Origin of the sequence: Castellaniella sp. S9, from assembly GCF_027257175.1 — a bacterium.
Taxonomy (GTDB): domain Bacteria; phylum Pseudomonadota; class Gammaproteobacteria; order Burkholderiales; family Burkholderiaceae_B; genus Castellaniella.
The window spans coordinates 38,849-57,010 of sequence record NZ_JAPFGD010000013.1 but is presented as its reverse complement, the minus strand read 5'-3'; the positions used below and the strand labels follow the sequence as shown (position 1 = coordinate 57,010).

The 18,162-nt window shown below is 64.0% G+C and carries 15 protein-coding genes; 3 read left to right on the top strand and 12 right to left on the bottom strand.

Going from position 1 to position 18,162, the window contains the following annotated elements; translation table 11 throughout:
- Positions 1 to 4: 4 nt before the first annotated feature.
- The 11 genes from OOZ48_RS17690 to OOZ48_RS17640 form a co-directional block, all read right to left on the bottom strand.
- Positions 5 to 1,300: a TRAP transporter large permease gene (locus OOZ48_RS17690; protein ID WP_269500142.1), complete on the bottom strand. Its 1,296-nt coding sequence runs from the start codon at positions 1,298 to 1,300 to the stop codon at positions 5 to 7.
- A 6-nt stretch (positions 1,301 to 1,306) separates the two neighbouring features.
- A complete protein-coding gene (locus OOZ48_RS17685; RefSeq protein ID WP_269500141.1) occupies positions 1,307 to 1,822 on the bottom strand; it encodes a TRAP transporter small permease in 516 nt (171 codons plus the stop codon).
- An 84-nt stretch (positions 1,823 to 1,906) separates the two neighbouring features.
- Complete coding sequence (locus OOZ48_RS17680; protein ID WP_269500140.1) at positions 1,907 to 2,911, bottom strand: DctP family TRAP transporter solute-binding subunit; 1,005 nt, start codon at positions 2,909 to 2,911, stop codon at positions 1,907 to 1,909.
- Between the two features lie 86 nt (positions 2,912 to 2,997).
- A complete protein-coding gene (locus OOZ48_RS17675) occupies positions 2,998 to 4,200 on the bottom strand; it encodes a CaiB/BaiF CoA transferase family protein (protein WP_269500139.1) in 1,203 nt (400 codons plus the stop codon).
- A gap of 15 nt (positions 4,201 to 4,215) precedes the next feature.
- Positions 4,216 to 4,998, bottom strand: a complete 783-nt coding sequence (locus tag OOZ48_RS17670) for an enoyl-CoA hydratase (protein WP_269500138.1) — start codon at positions 4,996 to 4,998, stop codon at positions 4,216 to 4,218.
- A gap of 29 nt (positions 4,999 to 5,027) precedes the next feature.
- Positions 5,028 to 6,314, bottom strand: coding sequence for a TRAP transporter large permease (locus tag OOZ48_RS17665; RefSeq protein WP_269500137.1), 1,287 nt, complete (start codon positions 6,312 to 6,314; stop codon positions 5,028 to 5,030).
- Positions 6,315 to 6,357: 43 nt separating this feature from the next.
- Entirely contained in the window at positions 6,358 to 6,867 is a 510-nt protein-coding gene (locus tag OOZ48_RS17660) for a TRAP transporter small permease (protein ID WP_269500136.1), read from the bottom strand.
- 83 nt (positions 6,868 to 6,950) lie between these two features.
- Positions 6,951 to 7,910: a TRAP transporter substrate-binding protein gene (locus tag OOZ48_RS17655; protein WP_269500135.1), complete on the bottom strand. Its 960-nt coding sequence runs from the start codon at positions 7,908 to 7,910 to the stop codon at positions 6,951 to 6,953.
- 232 nt (positions 7,911 to 8,142) lie between these two features.
- Positions 8,143 to 9,339 (bottom strand): pyridoxal-phosphate-dependent aminotransferase family protein, encoded by a 1,197-nt coding sequence (locus OOZ48_RS17650; protein ID WP_269500134.1) that lies wholly within the window; start codon positions 9,337 to 9,339, stop codon positions 8,143 to 8,145.
- Positions 9,340 to 9,389: 50 nt separating this feature from the next.
- Positions 9,390 to 9,797 carry a GlcG/HbpS family heme-binding protein gene (locus OOZ48_RS17645; RefSeq protein ID WP_269500133.1) on the bottom strand — a complete coding sequence of 136 codons (408 nt, stop codon included), beginning with the start codon at positions 9,795 to 9,797 and terminating at the stop codon, positions 9,390 to 9,392.
- Positions 9,798 to 9,827: 30 nt separating this feature from the next.
- Positions 9,828 to 12,836 (bottom strand): FAD-binding and (Fe-S)-binding domain-containing protein, encoded by a 3,009-nt coding sequence (locus OOZ48_RS17640; RefSeq protein ID WP_269500132.1) that lies wholly within the window; start codon positions 12,834 to 12,836, stop codon positions 9,828 to 9,830.
- Between the two features lie 183 nt (positions 12,837 to 13,019).
- Between OOZ48_RS17640 and OOZ48_RS17635 the strand changes: the two genes are divergently transcribed.
- From OOZ48_RS17635 to OOZ48_RS17625, 3 genes are all read left to right on the top strand, one after another.
- On the top strand, positions 13,020 to 13,727 hold the full coding sequence (locus OOZ48_RS17635; RefSeq protein WP_269500131.1) for a GntR family transcriptional regulator: 708 nt from the start codon (positions 13,020 to 13,022) through the stop codon (positions 13,725 to 13,727).
- Positions 13,728 to 13,808: 81 nt separating this feature from the next.
- Positions 13,809 to 15,983 (top strand): malate synthase G, encoded by a 2,175-nt coding sequence (locus OOZ48_RS17630; protein ID WP_269500130.1) that lies wholly within the window; start codon positions 13,809 to 13,811, stop codon positions 15,981 to 15,983.
- Between the two features lie 55 nt (positions 15,984 to 16,038).
- A complete protein-coding gene (locus tag OOZ48_RS17625; protein ID WP_269500129.1) occupies positions 16,039 to 16,941 on the top strand; it encodes an MOSC domain-containing protein in 903 nt (300 codons plus the stop codon).
- Here OOZ48_RS17625 and OOZ48_RS17620 read toward each other — a convergent pair.
- The gene (locus OOZ48_RS17620; protein WP_269500128.1) at positions 16,938 to 18,137 is read right to left on the bottom strand and encodes an acetylornithine transaminase; all 1,200 of its coding nucleotides are present in this window, start codon (positions 18,135 to 18,137) and stop codon (positions 16,938 to 16,940) included. The genes OOZ48_RS17625 and OOZ48_RS17620 overlap by 4 nt on opposite strands.
- Positions 18,138 to 18,162 lie beyond the last annotated feature (25 nt).

The following is an 18,162-nucleotide window of genomic DNA, read 5'->3' as shown; positions in this document are numbered from 1 at the left end:
CACCTCAACTCAACCAGCCGACGAAACTCAGCGAAATATCGGGGATGAAGGTGACCAATGCCAGCACGATCACCTCGCACACCACGAAGGGCACGGCGGCTCTTGCCGCCTGGGTGAAGGGAATATCGGCAATCTGGGATGCCAGATATAGGGCCAGGCCGACTGGCGGCGTAATGTGCGCCATGGACAGATTGACGGTCATGATCGTCCCAAAATGAATGGTGTCCACGCCAACCGCCTGGATTGCCGGCAAAAACAGCGGCACCAGCAAATAAATGGCAGACACCGGATCGAGAAACATGCCGGCGAAAATCAATATCATGTTCACCAGCAAAAGCATGATCACCATGCTGCCGCCGCTGACCTGAACCAGCCAGTCGCGCACGAGCAGGGCCGTACCATCGAGCATCAGCACATAAGACAGGATCGACGCCATGGCCAGTATCAGCATCACGACGCCCGTGGTGATGCCCGACCCCAGCATCATGTATGGGTATTCCTTCCAGTTCATCTCCTTGTATACGAAACGATCCACCAGAAAGACATACGCGACCATGACGGCGGCCGCTTCCGTGGCCGTGAAGATGCCGCCATAGATGCCGCCGAGCACGATCACGGGCGCCATCAGCCCCCAGAACGCCTCCCGCAGGGCGCGCCAGAAAATCGGCCAGTTGCGTTCAACCTGAGCGATGGGGAACTTCTTGTAGCGGGCCACGATATAGATGTAGATGGACAGCACCACCACCAGCGTCAGGCCGGGCCCGATGCCCGCGGCGAACAAGGCTGGGATCGACGCATTGGCAATGACGCCGTACAGGATCAGGTTGATGCTGGGGGGGATGACCACGCCGAACGTGCAGCCCGCCGCCACCGTCGCGCAGGCGAAGCCTATCGGATAGCCGACCTTGTGCATGGCCCCGATCAGGAATCCCAGGGCGGCGATGGCCGCGACGTTGGAGCCACTGAGCGCGCCGAGGAAGGCGCCCGCCACGATCACCGTAATGGCCAGGCCGCCGGGGACTCCGCCCACGATCACCTGCGCCAGATAGATCAGCCGGCTCGCGACCCCTGTCTTGGCCAGCATGTTCCCGGCGATGATGAACAGCGGGATGGCCAGCAGTGCGAATGAGCTGATCGCCCCCGAGAAAATCATGGGCAGGGTCTGGAACGGCGCCAGCTCGTAGAGCGCAAAAACGGATACGCCCGCCAGACCGAGGGAGACGGATATCGGGAAATTGACGAAGAGAAAAAGAAAGAACAGGATGAACGCGAGAAGGCCGGAGCTGGGAATTTCCATCATGTCGTGTCACTCGGGCAGATTGGGCGTTTCCGGATACCGTCGCCGGCCCGCCAAGTCTCGAAGCGCCGCATTCAGACAGCGCAGTCCGCACAGGGCCAGCGCCGCAAAAATGCCCGCGTTCACGATCCAGACCGGAATCCCCGTGGCGGGGCTGGTCTGCCCGATGCGAAATGATTGTGCGACGAACAACCACGCATACCAGGCCAAAAAGGCGAAGAACAGGGCCATGACCAACAAGACGCCCAAGTCCGCCAATCGGCGCGCGCCCGACGGCAGCAGGTTCACAAAGATGGGCACCCCGCCATGCTTGTCATACCTGAACCCCGCCGAGGCGCCGAATAGCGCCGCCCACAAAAACATGAACGTCGCCAGTTCATCGGCACCCACGATGGAAAAACTGAATACGTAGCGCGTCAGGACGGCCAGAAAGGTCAGGACCGTAATGCCGAACATGCAGACGATGACGATGATTTCTTCGATATGGTTGGCTGCGGAAAACAGCTTTCGAAAGACGGCTTTCATGAATCACCCTGTGACCGATATGCGGCGAACCCGCGCGAATCGGGCCGGCCGACACCGTGCCGGCCGACCCGAAAACTCATTGACTCACTGGCGAGCGTCCTTCACTCCGTTTTCAAACAGCTCGACGAAATCCTTGCCCAGTTTCCCCTTGTACTCGTCGTACGTGGGCTGCAGGGCCTTTTTGAATACGTCCTGCTGCTCAGGCGTGAGCACCGTAATGGTCATGCCCGCGTCTTTGAGCTTCTGCGGCAGCGTCTGATCCTCTTGCGCGACGACCTGGCGCTCGAACGCCATGGCCTCCTTGGCGGCGTCCCTGAACAAAGCCTGGTCTTCCGGACTCAGCGTATTCCAGAACATGCCGCCGGAGGCAAACAGGACGGCGTCATAGGAATAATTCCAGATCGTCATGTGCTTCTGGACGTCATAGAAATGCGAGGACCAGATCAGCGACATCGGGTTCTCCTGTCCGTCCACGGTCTTGGTCTGCAAGGCCGTGAACACCTCGGAGAAACTCATGGTCGTCGGGTTGGCACCCAATGCCTTGAAGATCGACAAGTACAGGGGGATGCCCGGTACGCGCACCTTCAGATCCTTCAGGTCCTTGGGTTGCATGATGGCTTGGCGCGAGTTCGTCACTTGCCGGAATCCATTGACGCCCCATGCAAGACCGACCAACCCTTTGCTGTCGACGGTTTTCATCAAGGCGGCGCCCGCCTCGCCGTCCATGACCCGGTTGGCGGTGTCATGGTCGGGAAACAACCACGGCAGGCCAAGGACCTGGAATTTGGGATCCAGGCCGGTCAGCCAGGTCGTGGACTTGATAAGGAATTGAATCGCCCCGCCTTGGACCATCTCAAGCTCCACCCGGTCATTGCCGCCGGCCATGGATGCGTTGGGGTGGAGGCTGACCGTGTACTTTCCGTCGGAGCGTTTCTCGACCAGCTCTTTGAAGTTCTGCGCCCCCTTGTCCCAACTGGAGCCCTCGGCCACGTTATAGGACACATGTACGGTCTTTGCCTGGCCAAGGATCGGCATCCCCGCCATGGCCACCGCAATCGCGGACGACAGCAGTAGTTTTGATAGCTTCATGGTGTTCTCCTCTCTTGTGGGTATGTCCGTCCCGGTCTCCTCGCAGGCACGCGCGAAGGGACGGCTCTCATTGACAACCGACGATCCTAGTCGATCCCGGGGCCGATCGCCCCCCGATCGCGCAAGGCTGCGGCCTTCTCGACATCCACCCCAAAAGCCCGCAAGACTTCCTCCGTGTGCTGGCCGAACAATGGGCTGGGACGCCGGATCTGCTGGGGCGTGGCGGAAAATTTGCTGGCGAAACCCAGGGTCTGGACCCTGCCTGCTTTCGGATGCTGAAACTCCTGTACCATGCCACGCGCGATGTAATGGGGATCGGCCAGCATCTTCGCAAAAGTGTTGATCGGTCCGGCGGGCACCCCAGCCGCATCGCAGCGGGTCATCCAGAACGCCGTGTCCTCGCGCGCGAACTCGCTCTCGATCAACGGCTCCAGGGCCTCGATATGAGCTTTGCGGTCGGAATTCGTCAGGAAGCGCGGATCCTCGATCCATTCGGGCTTTTGGACGACATCCTTGCAAAACCGCTCCCAGGTCCTTTGGTTCGCGCAGCCCAGCACCAGATAACCGTCGCGCGTGGCCAGCGACTGGTACGGTGCCGAGACCCGATGGCGCCAGCCATCGGGCTGCGGCTCCCTGCCCTCTGAAAAATAACCCGCGGCCTCCCAGGTGAACCAAGGGATGCCGCACTCGCTGATCGCAATGTCGACGTGCTGGCCCTCGCCGGTTTTCTGGCGATGGATGTACGCCGCCAGGACCGAATAGATCGCCGTGATGCCCGCGCCGATGTCGTAGACCGCGACCCCGGTCTTGAGCGGCCGCCTGCCGGGCTCGCCGGTCATCGACATCAGGCCGGAAGCCCCCTGCGCCACCAGATCGAAGCCGCCCTTTTCACGATAGGGGCCGGTCTGCCCGTAGCCCGAAATCGAACAATAGATGATGGCGGGATTGATCCGCCGGATCGTCTCGTAGTCGACCCCCAGGGACTGCGTCACCCCCGGCCGGTAGTTCTCGACGATGATGTCGCTGCCGCGCGCCATGTCGTAGAAGATCTCGCGCACCTCCCGGTCCTTGAGGTTCAGCGCGACACTGCGCTTATTGCGGTTGATCTGCATGAAGCAGCTCGACTCGCCGTCGACGAAAGGCCCCATCTGGCGGGAGTCGTCGCCACCATTCATTTTTTCGATCTTGACGACGTCCGCGCCCATGTCGGCCAGCACCATGGTGCAGTAGGGACCCGCCATGATCTGTGACATGTCGAGCACGCGAACACCCTCCAGAGGCAGCTGCATGTTCATCTCCTGCGTTTACCGGCCCTGCCAGGCATACCGGTGCTTTTCCATAAAAGCATCCACCGCCCCGTGAAAATCCTCGCTGGTATAGCAGAGGCGGATGAAGTCCTCGCCCAGTTCGGACGAGGCCCGCCTGGCGTCCAGCGTGCGCCGGACGGCGGTCTTGACAGCCCGCAGCGTCAGCGGCGCCAGGGCCAGGATGTCCGCCACCAAGGCGTCGGTTTTTTGCTCCAGGTCCTCGGCGGCAAACACATCGTTGACCACGCCCGCGGCCTTGGCCTCCTGGGCCCCGATCATCTTGCCCAGCATGAGTATTTCCTTGGTCTTGGCGACGCCCACGAAATCGATCATCCGGGCCACATTGGCCATGGACAGGCAATTGCCCAAGGTCTTGGCGATGGGCACGCCCAGACGCAAATCGTCGTCGGCATAGCGAAAGTCGCAGGCCAAAGCGATGGGCACGCCCCCGCCTGCGCACACGCCCTGCACCATCGCCACCGTCGTGCAGCGCAAGCGCTCCAGGCGTCCAACCACCCGGTCGATGCGGGCTTCATAGGCGATGGCGTCATCCCCCGTTTTGAAACCCCGGAACTGCCCGATATCGGTGCCGGCCACAAAAGCCTTGCCTCCCGCCCCCCGAAACACGGCCACGCGGATCTCGTCGTCGGCATCCAGTTGCTCGCAGATCTCCTCGAGCCGCTCGTACATGGAGAAGCGCATCGCATTGTGCTGGTGCGGGCGGTTGAAGCACACATCGGCCCGATGCCCGGATTTCTCGAAGATCACTTCATCGTTCATGGCGTCTCATCACTTAAATAGGCGGCGCGTCAAGAACCGTAGACCAGACGCACCAGCGACAGCGAAATATCGGGCAGATAGGTATTGACGAGAAGCACGACCAGCAGCACGCCGATGAAGCCGAGATTGGCCCGGGTGGTGCGCCATATGTCGGACTTGGCGATCGAGCACGCGGTGATCAGCACACTGGCGACCGGCGGCGTCTGCTGCCCGAGGGCGAGGTTGATCGTGACGATCAGGCCGAAGTGGACCGGGTCGATGCCCACCGCATGGACCAGGGGCATCACGATCGGGATCACCAGGATGATGGCCGCCGCCGAGTGCAGGAACATTCCCAGAACCAGGAAAAATACGTTCATGATCATGAGAATGACGTATTTGTTCGTACTGAAGCTCTCGATGCCGGCGGCCAGTTCCTGCGGCAGCCGAGCCTGGGTCAGGTACGACCCGACCAGGGCGGATGCTGCGACCAGCAGCATCACGACAGCCGTTTGAATGCCGCTTTGGACGCAGCAGTCATAGAGTTTCTTGAAGCTCAGTTCGCGATAGATGATGCCGCTGATGACCAGCGCGACCAACACCGCGAGGCCCGCGCCTTCCGTGGCCGTCACGAAACCGCCGAAAATGCCGCCCAGGATGATGACGGGAATCGTCAAGGCCCAGAATGCTTCCCGCAGCGTCTTCACCAGCCTGGATGCCTGGAACTTGGCCTCGACCGGGAAGTTCTTCTTGCGTGCCTGGTAATACGCCATCAGGGCCAAACCCAGCGCGCCCATGATGCCCGGCAGCACCCCGGCGATGAACATCTTGACGATGGATTCCTGCGCCATCACCGCATATAGGATCATGGGGATCGACGGCGGCAGGATAATGGCCAGACTGGCGGCGGACGAGGAGATCGCCGCGGCGAACTCGCGCGAATAGCCTTTTTTCTCCATCGCCGGAATCAACACCGTGCCCAATGCGGCCACGCCAGCCACCGCGGAGCCCGAGATCTCGGCAAAAAAGGCCGAAGCGCCGATCGTGACCATCGCCAGCCCCCCGCGGATGAATCCCAACAGCGCCGTCGTCAGATCGATCAGGCGGCGTGCCAGGCTCGAATTGTTCATGATCGCGCCGGCGAATATGAACAGGGGGATGGCCAGCAGGGAAAAATTCGTGGACCCGTCGAACAGCACCAGCGAGATTTCAGGCAGCGCATGCGCCCCGTAGCTCAGATAGGTGCCGGCCGCGCCGATGATCGCCAATGCCACGGCGATCGGGATATTGATGACAATGAGGGCCAGCAGACCCAGCAGCATGAATGTGATACCCATGAGTGACCTCGGCAGGATGGTCGGATGATCGGCATCCGACCATTCACAATATGTCGTCGTCCGCTGAGCGGCCTCCGGCCTTCGCCTCGCGCAGCAGCTCGGGCAGGCGCAATAGTTCGGCGAGGATGAACAGGCAGGCGCCGATCGGCAGGGCCGACTGCGTCAACTGCTGGGAGATGAACGGCAGGCTGATCAGCTTGCTGCCGGCAAGGATCTCGACGACATACAACCCCGTCCAGGCCAGCAACACGAAAAAGCTGATCGTGCACGCCTCGGCCACGATGGTCACCGCGACGCGCCAGGTCGACGGGATCATGGCGAGGATGCTGGGGCTGGCGATGTGTGCGCCCCGGCCGGCCGCCAGCGCGCTGCCATAGAACGTGAGCCAGGCCAGTCCGATGCCGGCGATCTCGTCGGTCCAGGAAAGCGGCATCCCCATCAAGCGGGTCGTGAACCCCAGGATCACCACGAACGATATGGCGAGCACCAGCACCATGACGATGAACGCCAGGAGCCGGTCCAGGCCGGACCGCAGGGCAGTAACTGTATTCATAAATCTCCCGTGTCCCGTGGACGGCTTGGAATCCTTGTCGCGCCGGCGCGGACGCCGGCGCGCGACAATGCCTCGCAAGACACTCAGTCCCTGAGCGACTGAATGGTCTCGATCATCTTCTTGCCCTCGGGCGCGGTGGCCTCGAACTCTTTGTAGATGGCAGCCGAGGCCTTCACGAAGGCCGCCTGATCGATGTCGTTGACCTCCATGCCTTCCTCCTTGAGCTTGCCCAGCAAGTCCTTGTCCATCTGGGCGCCATATTCAAGTGCCACCGGCTGCATCTCGATCGCCACTTCCTTGATGATCGCGCGAACATCCTCGGGCAGGCGCTTCCAGCTCGCGCCGCTCAGGAAAGACACCGGCGTGTACACGTGGTGCGACATCGACAGGTATTTCTGAACTTCGTAGAAGTGCGCGGGATAGATCTGTGCCAGCGGATTCTCCTGGCCGTCGACAGCGCCCGTCTGCAAGGCGACGAAGGTCTCGGAATAAGCCATGGGAGTCGGATTGGCGCCATAGGACTTGAACATCCGCAGGCGCCACTCGCCGCTGGGCGTGCGCAGCTTGATGCCCTGCAAGTCCTCCGGCTTGACGATCGGCCGCTTGTTGTTGGTGATGTTGCGGAAGCCGTTCTCCCACAGGGCGAGCAGCACGTAGCCGTTTTTCTCAGCGGCTTCAGCCATCTTGCCGACGATGTACTCGTTCTGCTGGACCCTGGCCATGTGCGCATGGTCCTTGATGAGGAAGGGCATCTCGAACAGTGCGAACACTGGGTCCACCGAGCTCATCACGGTCGAGGGCAGGGCCAAGTCGATCGTACCCAGCTTGAGCTTGCGCAGCATCTCGGTATCGTTGCCAAGCTGGCTGGAACCGTAGGTCTCGACCGTGGCCTTGTCGCCCAGTTTCGCGTTGACGCGCTTTGCGAATTCGTTGGCCGTGACGTCCATGAGGGAGCCCGGCTCGCCCACGTGACCCAGCCGGACAGTCGTGGCGGCCTGCGCACTGGACATGGTTGCGAACGCGAGCACACCGGCGGCAGCCATCAAGCGCACTAGATTCCTGGTCTTGCGTATCATCATTCCACCCCTAATTTGTTGGTCGGCACGACGGCATCCGGATGCCGCGCATACACCAGCCTCCATCATCCCTGCCGCGCCGTTGTCTCCGTTGAATTTCCCGATGCTGTAAAAAAATGTCATCGCCCTCCTTTGAGCGCGAGGCGCCGATCCCATGCAACCTGATCGGGCCCGCTGTTCAAGAATCCCGCATGCCGGACTACCGGGAGCGCACCTCGGCTTTTTCCGCCAGGTAGGACATGGCGGCGCGGGCGCCGCCCTGCTCATGGGGCACTTTCGCCAATGCAAGCCCCATCTCCACACCGGCCAGCGTGCCGCACAAGGTCAGGTCATTGATGTCGCCCAGGTGACCGATCCGGAACACCTTGTCCTTGACCTTGCTCAACCCCTGCCCGAGAGACATGTTGAAGTGATCCAGGACGATCCTGCGAAACGCATCCGCGCTATGCCCCTCGGGCATCATGACCGCGGTCAGGGACGGGCTGTAGCGTTCTGGATCCGCGCACAGGATCTCCAGGCCCCAGGCCCGCACCGCGCGCCGCGTCGCCTCGGCGTGACGCTTGTGCCGCTCGAACACGGTCTCCAGCCCCTCCTCGAAGAGCATGTCCAGGGCTTCCTGCAGGCCATAGAGCAGATTGGTCGCCGGCGTGTACGGGAAATAGCCCGTGGGGTTGATCTCGATCATCGCGTGCCAATCCCAATACGAGCGCCGCAGCGTGTTGTTCTGGCTTGCGGCCAGCGCCTTTGCGCTGACCGCATTGAACGACAGGCCAGGCGGCAGCATCAGCCCCTTCTGGGAACCCGCGACCGTGACGTCCACACCCCATTCGTCATGGCGATAATCGATGGAGCCCAGCGAGGAGATGGTATCCACCATCAACAGGGCGGGATGCCCGGCGCGGTCGATGGCCTCGCGCACGGCCTTGATATCGCTGGTCACGCCGGTGGCGGTCTCGTTGTGCACGATGCACACCGCCTTGATCCCGTGGCCCTTGTCCTCGCGCAGGCGTGCCTCGATGGCCTGCGGATCGGCTGCCCGGCGCCAGTCGCCGGCCATGAACTCCACCTGCAGCCCCAGGCTCACGGCCATTTTCTTCCAGAGCGTCGCGAAATGCCCCGTCTCGGCCATCAGCACCTTGTCGCCCGTGGACAGCGCATTGACCAGGGCCGCCTCCCATGCGCCGGTGCCGGACGCGGGATAAATAATCACGTGGCCATCGGTCTTGAAGACTTGCTTCATCCCGGCCAGTACCGCTTTGCCAAGTTCCCCGAACTCCGGCCCCCGGTGATCGATAGTGCCGTGGTCGATCGCGCGCAGCACTCGATCGGGCACATTGGTCGGCCCCGGAATCTGAAGAAAATGGCGGCCGGAAGGATGTGCGCTGAGCCTCAACATATCTGGATTGCCCTCAAAAAGTGATATTCAAGATTCAATACGGCCGGTGCTTACCGACCGGAAAGAGCCGCGATGCCGGCCTTGGCGATCTCCACGTCCTGCGTCGATTTCACGCCGGACACGCCGACGGCACCCACGACCTGCCCGTCGACGACGATGGGCACGCCGCCCTCGAGCATGGCGTCCATGGGCACGGACAAATAGGCATACCGGCCCTCGTTGATACTTTGTTCATATGTGCCGGACTCGCGCCGCCCAAGCGCCGATACGCGCGCCTTGCCCGGCGAAATCACCGCCGTGAGCGGTGCCGCCCCATCCAGACGCAACATGCCCAGCAGGTGGCCGCCGTCATCGACCACGGAAATCGTCACGTTCCAGTCGTGCTCGCGCGCGTACCGGCTGGCGGCATCCAGAATGGTCCTGACGTCGTCAATCGTTAATACGGGTTTTGTCTTCATGTCTACACTCCAAGGGAAACTCGCCGGCCTTCATGGCAGCGCCCGCTCGAGGACGCACGCCACGTGCTCGGCGCGGCGCTGCGCCCCGTCCGCGATCTGGTGGCGGCAGCTGGTGCCGTCGGCCACGACGAGATCGTCCGGGCCGGCCGCGCGCACGGCCGGCAGCAATGACAGCTCGGCCATCTTCATCGAGATGTCGTAGTGGCCGGCCTCATAGCCGAAGCTGCCGGCCATGCCGCAACAGCTGGACTCGATCAACTGGACCTCGAGGCCAGGCACCAGGCCCAGCACGGCCTGCACCGGCTTGACCGCGTCGAACGCTTTCTGGTGGCAATGCCCATGCAGCAGCGCGCGCTTTTGCGGCAGGGGCTTGAGGTCCAGTTTCAAGGTGCCGGCCTGGTGCGCCCGCGCGAGGAATTCCTCGAACAGGAACGATTGCTTGGCCAGCGCCTGCGCCTCGTCGCCCAGGCCCATGACCAGGAACTCGTCGCGCAGCGACAGCAGGCAGGACGGTTCCAGGCCGACGACCGGCACGCCCCGCGCGACGAACGGCCGCAAGGCCTCGATGACCCGCTGCGCCTCGCGCCGCGCCTCGTCGACCAGGCCGGCCGACAGGTAGGTACGCCCGCAGCACAACGGGCGGGTGGGCTGCGCATCGGTGCGGGCGGCCCGCGCCACGTGCACCCGGTAGCCGGCGGCGCGCAGGACCTTCAGCGCGGCGCGCGCATTGCCGGGCTCCAGGTAGTTGTTGAAGGTGTCGGCGAACAGCACCACATCCGCGTCCTCGGCGTGCTCGTCGGGCGCCGCCGACAGGAACGTGTCCCGGCGCCATTTTGGTAATGTGCGGCGCGCCGCGAACCCCAGCCATTTCTCGGACAGTCCGGCCAGGCCGGGCAGTGTGTCGCGCAGGTTGAACAGCCAGGGCAGGCGCGCCGCCCAGGGCGCCCATTTGGGCATGGTGGCGATCAGCCGGGCCCGCAGCGCCACGCCGTGGCGCCGCTGCCACTGGTACAGGAACTCGATCTTCATCCGGGCCATGTCGACGCCCGTGGGGCATTCGCGCTTGCAGCCCTTGCAGCTCACGCACAGGTCCAGACTGCGACGCACCTCCTCGGAGGTGAAGGCATCCGGCCCCATCTGCCCGGACAGCGCCAGGCGCAGCGTGTTCGCGCGCCCGCGCGTCAAGTGCTGCTCGTCGCGCGTGACGCGATAGCTGGGGCACATGGTGCCCGCGTCGAACTTGCGACAATGGCCATTGTTGTTGCACATCTCGATGGCCTTGGCGAAGCCGCCCGTCGGGTCGTCGCCCGAGCCGGGCGCGCCGACCGTCTGCGCCACGGCGTCCTGCGTCACGTTCCAGGCCGCCCAGTCGAGCGCCGGCTCGAAGGGCAGCACCTGGTAGGTCGGCTTGAAGCGAAACAGCGAGGCGTCGTCCATTTTGGGACCGTGGACGATCTTGCCGGGGTTCAGCAGGCCGTCCGGATCGAACAGCGCCTTGATCTCTTCGAAGGCCTGGGTCAGCTTGGGGCCGAATTGCCAGGACACCCACTCGGTGCGCACCAGGCCGTCGCCATGTTCGCCGGAATAGGCACCCTTGTATTCACGCACGATGGCGCTGGCCTCTTCGGCGATCGCGCGCATCTTGGCGGCGCCATCCACGCGCATGTCGAGGATCGGACGCACGTGCAGCGTGCCCACGGACGCATGGGCGTACCAGGTGCCGCTGGTGCCGTGCTTCTGGAACACTTCGGTCAGGCGACTGGTGTAGTCGGCCAGGTGCTCGAGCGGCACCGCGCAGTCCTCGATGAAGGATACGGGCTTGCCATCGCCGCGCATGCTCATCATGATGTTCAGCCCGGCCTTGCGCACCCCCCACAGAGCCTGCTGCGCCTTGGCCTCGGGCATGCGCACCACGCAATCCGGCAACCCCAGGTCGCCCATGAGCTCGACCAACTGCTCGAGCTTGTGCAGTTGCGCGGCGCGGTCCGCGCCGGCGAACTCCACCAGCAATAGCGCTTGCGGCTCGCCGATCAGGGCGCGTTCGATCACCGCGGAAAAGGCCGGATTTCCGCGGCTGAGCGTGATCATGGTGTGATCCACCAATTCGACCGCGGTCGGCCCCAGCGTCACGATATGCTGCGCGGACTCCATGGCGGCGCGCAGGGAAGGGAAATTCACCACGCCCAGGATCTTGTTCGACGGCAGCGGCGAGAGCTTGAGGGTGAGCCGGCGGGTGACGGCCAGCGTGCCTTCGCTGCCGACCAGCAGATGCGCCAGGTTGACGCTGCCGTCCGCGGTGTAGGGCCGCACGCTCTGGGGATTGAAGATATCCAGGTTGTAGCCGCCGACCCGGCGCAGGACCTTGGGCACCTGTCGTGCGATCTCGTCGCGCTCGCGTGCGGCGAGATCGCCCAACCGGCGCACGAGCGTCCCGATGCGCGTCCGGTCCGTCGGCATGCCGGTCAGGGGTCCAAAATGCCCCACGGTTCCGTCGGACAGCAAGGCATCGATGCCCAGGACGTTGTGAACCATGTTGCCATAGGCGATCGAGCGCGAGCCGCAAGAGTTATTGCCCGCCATACCGCCCAGCGTGCATTGGGCCGAGGTACTGACATCGACGGGAAACCACACGCCATGAGGCCGCAACTTCGCATTCAGCTGATCCAGCACAATGCCAGGCTCGACGGTGGCCGTCATGCCGGCGACATCCAGTTCGACGAGCTGGTTCAGATATTTGCTGTTATCCAGGACGAGGGCCTCGCCCACCGTCTGCCCGCACTGGGACGTCCCCGCCCCCCGAGCCACCAAAGGCACCCGCAGGTCGCGGCACATATCGACCGCCACCCGGACATCGTCGAAAGTCTCGGGCACCAGCACGCCGATCGGATCCACTTGATAAATCGACGCGTCAGTCGCATAACGGCCGCGATCGCCCCGGCTGAACAGCACGTCGCCACGAACCTCTCGCGCAAGCCGCTCGGACAGGACGTTGCGCATCTTGCCGGCATGGATCACTTTCTGGGAAACCGGGGCATCCATCAAGACCACTCTACCAAGAGGAAAGAATATTTAATTTTGAATTCAAAATACCTTAACAATTCCCCCATTAAAAGAAAAGCAAAAACGAGCGATTTTTCTCAGTGTTTACCCTAGCGCTTTATTAACAAAGGACGTTCGAGTAACATAGCAAGTACTTTTCGTTCTTTAGATCTTTATTTATGTATGCAAAATACAGATGAGGAGCTGACTACCACTTCCCCTGCGCAATTGCCGCGGCTCGCGCGCCTGCGCCTGCACGACACGGTCGTGGAGCACCTGCGCAATTTCATCGTCGAGGGCATGCTGCCCCCAGGCACCAAGCTCAACGAGCGCGAGCTGTGCGATACCCTGGGCATTTCCCGCACGCCCCTGCGCGAGGCGCTCAAGGTGCTCGCCGCCGAGGGCCTGGTCGACATCACGCCCAACCGCGGCGCGGCGGTATTTCGCATGTCCGAAGCCGAGATCCGCGAAATGTTCGAACTGATGAGCGGCCTGGAGGCGTTTTCGGGCTTGCTGGCCTGCGAGCGCATCACCCAGTCCGAACTGGCCGAACTCAAGGCCTTGCACTACACCATGCTGGCATGCCATGCCCAGCGCGACCTGCCGGGCTACTACGCAAAAAACCACGAAATCCACGACCGGATCAACCTGGCGGCCCGCAACGGCGCGCTGCGGCAGATCTATGTCACCACCAATCGTCGCCTGCAGGCCCTGCGTTTCCGCTCGAACCTGGAACAGGCCAAGTGGGACAAGGCCGTCGACGAACACAGCGACATGATCAAGGCGCTGGAGGCCCGCGACGGCGAAGGCCTGGCGACGATCCTGCGCGCGCATCTGCTCAAAAAGCGCGACGCCGTCCTCCGGATGCTCGCCGAATCCGGCCAGGATTGACGACGGCGCCGCCTCGTCTTCAACTCTTATACAAGACCTCCTATAATCAGGACAAACCCTGAACGTTTATCAAGGACTGCCATGACCGACCGCATCGCCTGCCACGGACTCCAGGTCGCAGCCGTGCTGCACCAATTCGTCGAACAAGAAGCCCTGCCGGGCACCGGCGTACGAGCCGACGCCTTCTGGCAAGGCCTGGCGGGTATCGTCCGCGACCTCGCCCCGCGGAACCGCGAACTGCTTGCCGAGCGCGACCGCCTGCAGACGGCCCTCGACGAGTGGTACGACAAGCACCCCGGCGCCATCGCCGACCCGGCCGCCTACCGGGCCTTCCTGAAGGACATCGGCTATCTCAAGGACGCACCGGCACAGGTTGCCGTCACCACCGCCAACGTCGATGCCGAGATGGCCGTCCGGGCGGGCCCCCAACTGGTGGTGCCCGTCATGAACGCCCGCTATGCCCTGAACGCCGCCAATGCGCGCTGGGGCAGCCTGTACGACGCCCTGTACGGCACGGACGCCATCTCGGACGAGGATGGCGCGCAGCGCAGCGGCGGCTACAACCCTGTGCGCGGCGCCAAGGTCATCGCCTTTGCCCGCCAATTCCTCGATGACACCATCCCCTTGGCCCAAGGCTCGCACCGCGACGCCCGCGCCTACGCGGTGGCCGACGGCGCGCTCCACGCGACCTTGGCCGACGGCCAGGCCACGACACTGGCGGATGCCGGCGTGCTGGCCGGCTATCGTGGCGCGCCCCAGCAACCCGAGGCCCTGGTCTTCTGCCACAACGGCCTGTACTTCGAGGTGCAGTTCGACGCCGAGCACCCCATCGGCAAGACCGATACCGCGCATATCAAGGACATCGTCGTCGAGGCGGCGGTGACCACCATCATGGACTGCGAGGACTCCGTCACCGCCGTCGATGCCGAGGACAAGGTGCTGGCCTACCGCAATTGGTTCGGCCTCATGAAGGGCACCCTCGTCGAGGACCTGGTCAAGGGCGGCAAGACGATCACGCGCCGCCTCAATCCCGATCGCGAGTACACCGCGCTGGACGGCAGCCCGGCGACCCTGCACGGGCGCTCGCTGATGCTGGTGCGCAACGTCGGTCACCTGATGACCAATCCGGCCATCCTCGACGAGCAAGGCCGCGAGATCCCCGAGGGCATCCTCGATGCGGTCATGACCGTCTTGACCGCGATGCCCGACCTCCAGAGCCGTCGCAACTCCCGCACCGGCTCGGTCTACGTGGTCAAGCCCAAGATGCACGGCCCCGACGAGGTGGCCTTCGCCAACGAGATCTTCGCCCGCACCGAGGCCCTGCTGGGCTTGGCGCCCAACACGATCAAGATGGGCATCATGGACGAGGAGCGCCGCACCAGCGTCAACCTCAAGGCCTGCATCGCCGCGGCCGCCGAGCGCGTCGTGTTCATCAACACCGGTTTCCTGGACCGCACGGGCGACGAGATCCACACCTCCATGCGGGCCGGCGCCATGGAGCGCAAGGGCGACATGAAGAACCGCGAATGGATCCAGGCCTACGAGCAGAACAACGTGCAGACCGGCCTGGAATGCGGCCTGCGCGGCCATGCCCAGATCGGCAAGGGCATGTGGGCCATGCCCGACCTGATGGCCGACATGCTCAAGCAAAAGATCGCCCACGTGAAGGCCGGCGGCAACACCGCCTGGGTGCCGTCGCCCACGGCCGCGACCCTGCACGCGCTGCACTACCATCAGGTCGACGTGGTCGAGGTCCAGAAGTCCCTCGAAAACCACCATGAGGACTACCTCGACCGCATCCTGACCGTGCCCGTGGCCCGCGAGCCGAACTGGACGCCCGAGCAGATCCAGCAGGAACTGGACAACAACACCCAGGGCATCCTCGGCTACGTGGTGCGCTGGATCGATCAGGGCGTCGGCTGCTCCAAGGTGCCCGACATCCACGACGTCGGCCTCATGGAAGACCGCGCAACGCTGCGGATTTCCAGCCAGCACATCGCCAACTGGCTGCTGCATGGCATCACCACGCGCGAACAGGTCGAACAGACCCTGCGCCGCATGGCGGCCGTGGTCGACAAGCAGAACGCCGGCGATCCGCTGTACGAGCCCATGGACGGCCACTTCGACACCTCGTGCGCCTTCAAGGCCGCCAGCGACCTGATCTTCAAGGGCCTGGAACAGCCCAATGGCTACACCGAGCCCCTGCTGCATCACTGGCGCCAGGTGAAAAAGGCCGAGCAGGCCGCCCGGGCGTAAAGCCCTTCCCCGCCCCGGCCCTGCCGGGGCGGGACATCGTGCGAGAGGCGCTAGAATGGGCACGTCCCCGATTGCCGCCTCCGCCATGCGCCCCACCATCCACAGCCTCTACAGCTATCCGGTCAAATCCTGCGCCGGGATCGCGCACACCCGAATCCGCGTGTCGGAGGCCGGCCCGGCCCATGATCGACACTGGGTCATCGTCGATGCCAGGGGTGTCTTTCTCACCCAGCGCCAGTACCCGCGCATGGTGCTGATCCAGCCCGAGCCGCAGGCGGACGGCCTGTGGCTGCGCGCCCCCGGCCAAGCCGATTGCTTCGTGCCCGCGCCGTCGCCCGAGGCGCCGGCCGTGCCCGTGGCCATCTGGGGCGCCGCCACGCTGGGCGCGGACCAGGGCGACGAGGCCGCCGCCTGGCTCAGCGCCTTCCTGGACGTACCGTGCCGCTTGCTGCATCTGCACCCGCAGGCCCAACGGCCCGCCAGCCGGCTGCATGTCGCCCACTGGATCCAGTCCCACCCGGACTGGCCCCAGCGCTTCTCGCCGCCCGGCGGGCACCAATTCGCCTTTGCGGATGGCTTTCCCTTCCTGGTGACCAACCGGCATTCGCTGGATGCGTTGAACGGGCAATTGGCGGCCGATGGGCACGCGCCGGTGGACATGATCCGCTTTCGCCCGAACATCGTCCTGCAGGGGCTGGAGCCCTACGACGAGGACCACCTGGCCGGTTTTCGCGTCGGCGAGCTGGGGTTCGCCTTCGTCAAGGCCTGCGCCCGCTGCCCCATCCCGAACGTGGATCCCCGGACGGGGCGGACCGCGGCGGAGCCGGGCCGCACGCTGGCGCGGCACCGCGAGTTCGAGCAGGGCGTGCTATTCGGCATGAACGCCATCGCGGCGCTGCCCGAAGGGCAGGCCTGGCTGCAGGTGGGCGACGCCGTCGAGCCGGAATTCGATTTCTAGTTTTTCCTGGCACGCGCCTGGGCGAACAGCTCGTCGAGCCAGGCCAGTGCGGTATCGATCTCGTCGGCGCCGACGTTCAGGGCGGGCATGAAGCGCAGCAGGTTGCCGCGCGGCGCATTCAACAGCATGCCCTCGGGCGAGCGATCGCGGGCCGCCTCGACCAGCGCCGGCCCTTCGTCCCGGTCCAGCACCAGGGCGCGCAGCAGGCCCACGCCGCGTTCGCCGCCCAGACCCCATTTGGCCGACAGCGCCAGCAGTCCCTCGGACAATTGCTGCGCCCGGGCGTTGACTGCGTCCATGAATCCCGGCGCCGTCAAGGTGTCGAAGATTGCCACGCCCACGGCGGTCATCAGGGGATTACCGTTATACGTGCCGCCCTGGTCGCCGTGCTCGAAGCAGCTGACGGCCTCGCGGGCGCACAGCGCCGCCAGCGGCACCCCGCCGCCGATGCCCTTGCCCAGGGTCATGATGTCCGGCTCGATCCCCGCAAGCTGGTGGGCGAACAGGACGCCGGTACGCCCCATGCCCGTCTGCACCTCGTCGACGATCAGCAGCAAGTCGCGCTCGCGCGTCAGGGCGCGCAGGGCCTGCAGGAATTCGGCCGTCGCGGGGATCACGCCGGCCTCGCCCTGCACCGGCTCGAGCATCACCGCCACCGTCCGGTCATCGATCAGCGCCCGCACCGAATCCAGGTCATTGAGGACCGCCTTGGGAAAACCGTCGACCTGGGGCGCGAACTTGCGGTCCCAGCCGGGCTTGCCCGAGGCCGACATCGTCGCCAGGGTGCGGCCGTGAAAGCTGTGATCGAAGGTGATGATCTTGTAGGCGCCCTTGCGATGCAGCTGGCCCCACTTGCGCGCGAGCTTGATCGCCCCCTCGTTGGCCTCGGCGCCGCTATTGGCGAAAAACACGCGATCGAAACAGGACGCGCCCACGATGCGCCGGGCCAGGTCGATCGAGGGCTGGTTGTAGAACGCCGGCGAGGGGTTGATCAACAGGCCGGACTGGCGCGTCAGGGCGGCGACGATCGCCGGATCGTTGTGGCCCAGGGCGTTCACCGCCCAGCCCTGGATGAAATCCAGGTATCGCTTGCCGTTGTGATCCTCGAGCCAGGAGCCTCGCCCCCGGACAAAAATCAGTTCGGGGCGTGAAGTGATTTCCATCAGGGCGTCGAGCCCGGCACGATCGAGAGTCATCTTTGCATTCCAGATAAAAAAAGGC

Bases quoted from the DNA above. Each gene is read 5' to 3' on its own strand.
- OOZ48_RS17635 (WP_269500131.1), top strand. From the start codon at position 13,020: ATGCAAAATACAGATGAGGAGCTGACTACCACTTCCCCTGCGCAATTG.
- OOZ48_RS17655 (WP_269500135.1), bottom strand. From the start codon at position 7,910: ATGGCTGCCGCCGGTGTGCTCGCGTTCGCAACCATGTCCAGTGCGCAG.
- OOZ48_RS17670 (WP_269500138.1), bottom strand. From the start codon at position 4,998: ATGAACGATGAAGTGATCTTCGAGAAATCCGGGCATCGGGCCGATGTG.
- OOZ48_RS17680 (WP_269500140.1), bottom strand. From the start codon at position 2,911: ATGAAGCTATCAAAACTACTGCTGTCGTCCGCGATTGCGGTGGCCATG.
- OOZ48_RS17625 (WP_269500129.1), top strand. From the start codon at position 16,039: ATGGGCACGTCCCCGATTGCCGCCTCCGCCATGCGCCCCACCATCCAC.
- OOZ48_RS17620 (WP_269500128.1), bottom strand. From the start codon at position 18,137: ATGACTCTCGATCGTGCCGGGCTCGACGCCCTGATGGAAATCACTTCA.
- OOZ48_RS17645 (WP_269500133.1), bottom strand. From the start codon at position 9,797: ATGAAGACAAAACCCGTATTAACGATTGACGACGTCAGGACCATTCTG.
- OOZ48_RS17660 (WP_269500136.1), bottom strand. From the start codon at position 6,867: ATGAATACAGTTACTGCCCTGCGGTCCGGCCTGGACCGGCTCCTGGCG.
- OOZ48_RS17640 (WP_269500132.1), bottom strand. From the start codon at position 12,836: ATGGATGCCCCGGTTTCCCAGAAAGTGATCCATGCCGGCAAGATGCGC.
- OOZ48_RS17675 (WP_269500139.1), bottom strand. From the start codon at position 4,200: ATGCAGCTGCCTCTGGAGGGTGTTCGCGTGCTCGACATGTCACAGATC.
- OOZ48_RS17690 (WP_269500142.1), bottom strand. From the start codon at position 1,300: ATGATGGAAATTCCCAGCTCCGGCCTTCTCGCGTTCATCCTGTTCTTT.
- OOZ48_RS17630 (WP_269500130.1), top strand. From the start codon at position 13,809: ATGACCGACCGCATCGCCTGCCACGGACTCCAGGTCGCAGCCGTGCTG.
- OOZ48_RS17650 (WP_269500134.1), bottom strand. From the start codon at position 9,339: ATGTTGAGGCTCAGCGCACATCCTTCCGGCCGCCATTTTCTTCAGATT.
- OOZ48_RS17665 (WP_269500137.1), bottom strand. From the start codon at position 6,314: ATGGGTATCACATTCATGCTGCTGGGTCTGCTGGCCCTCATTGTCATC.
- OOZ48_RS17685 (WP_269500141.1), bottom strand. From the start codon at position 1,822: ATGAAAGCCGTCTTTCGAAAGCTGTTTTCCGCAGCCAACCATATCGAA.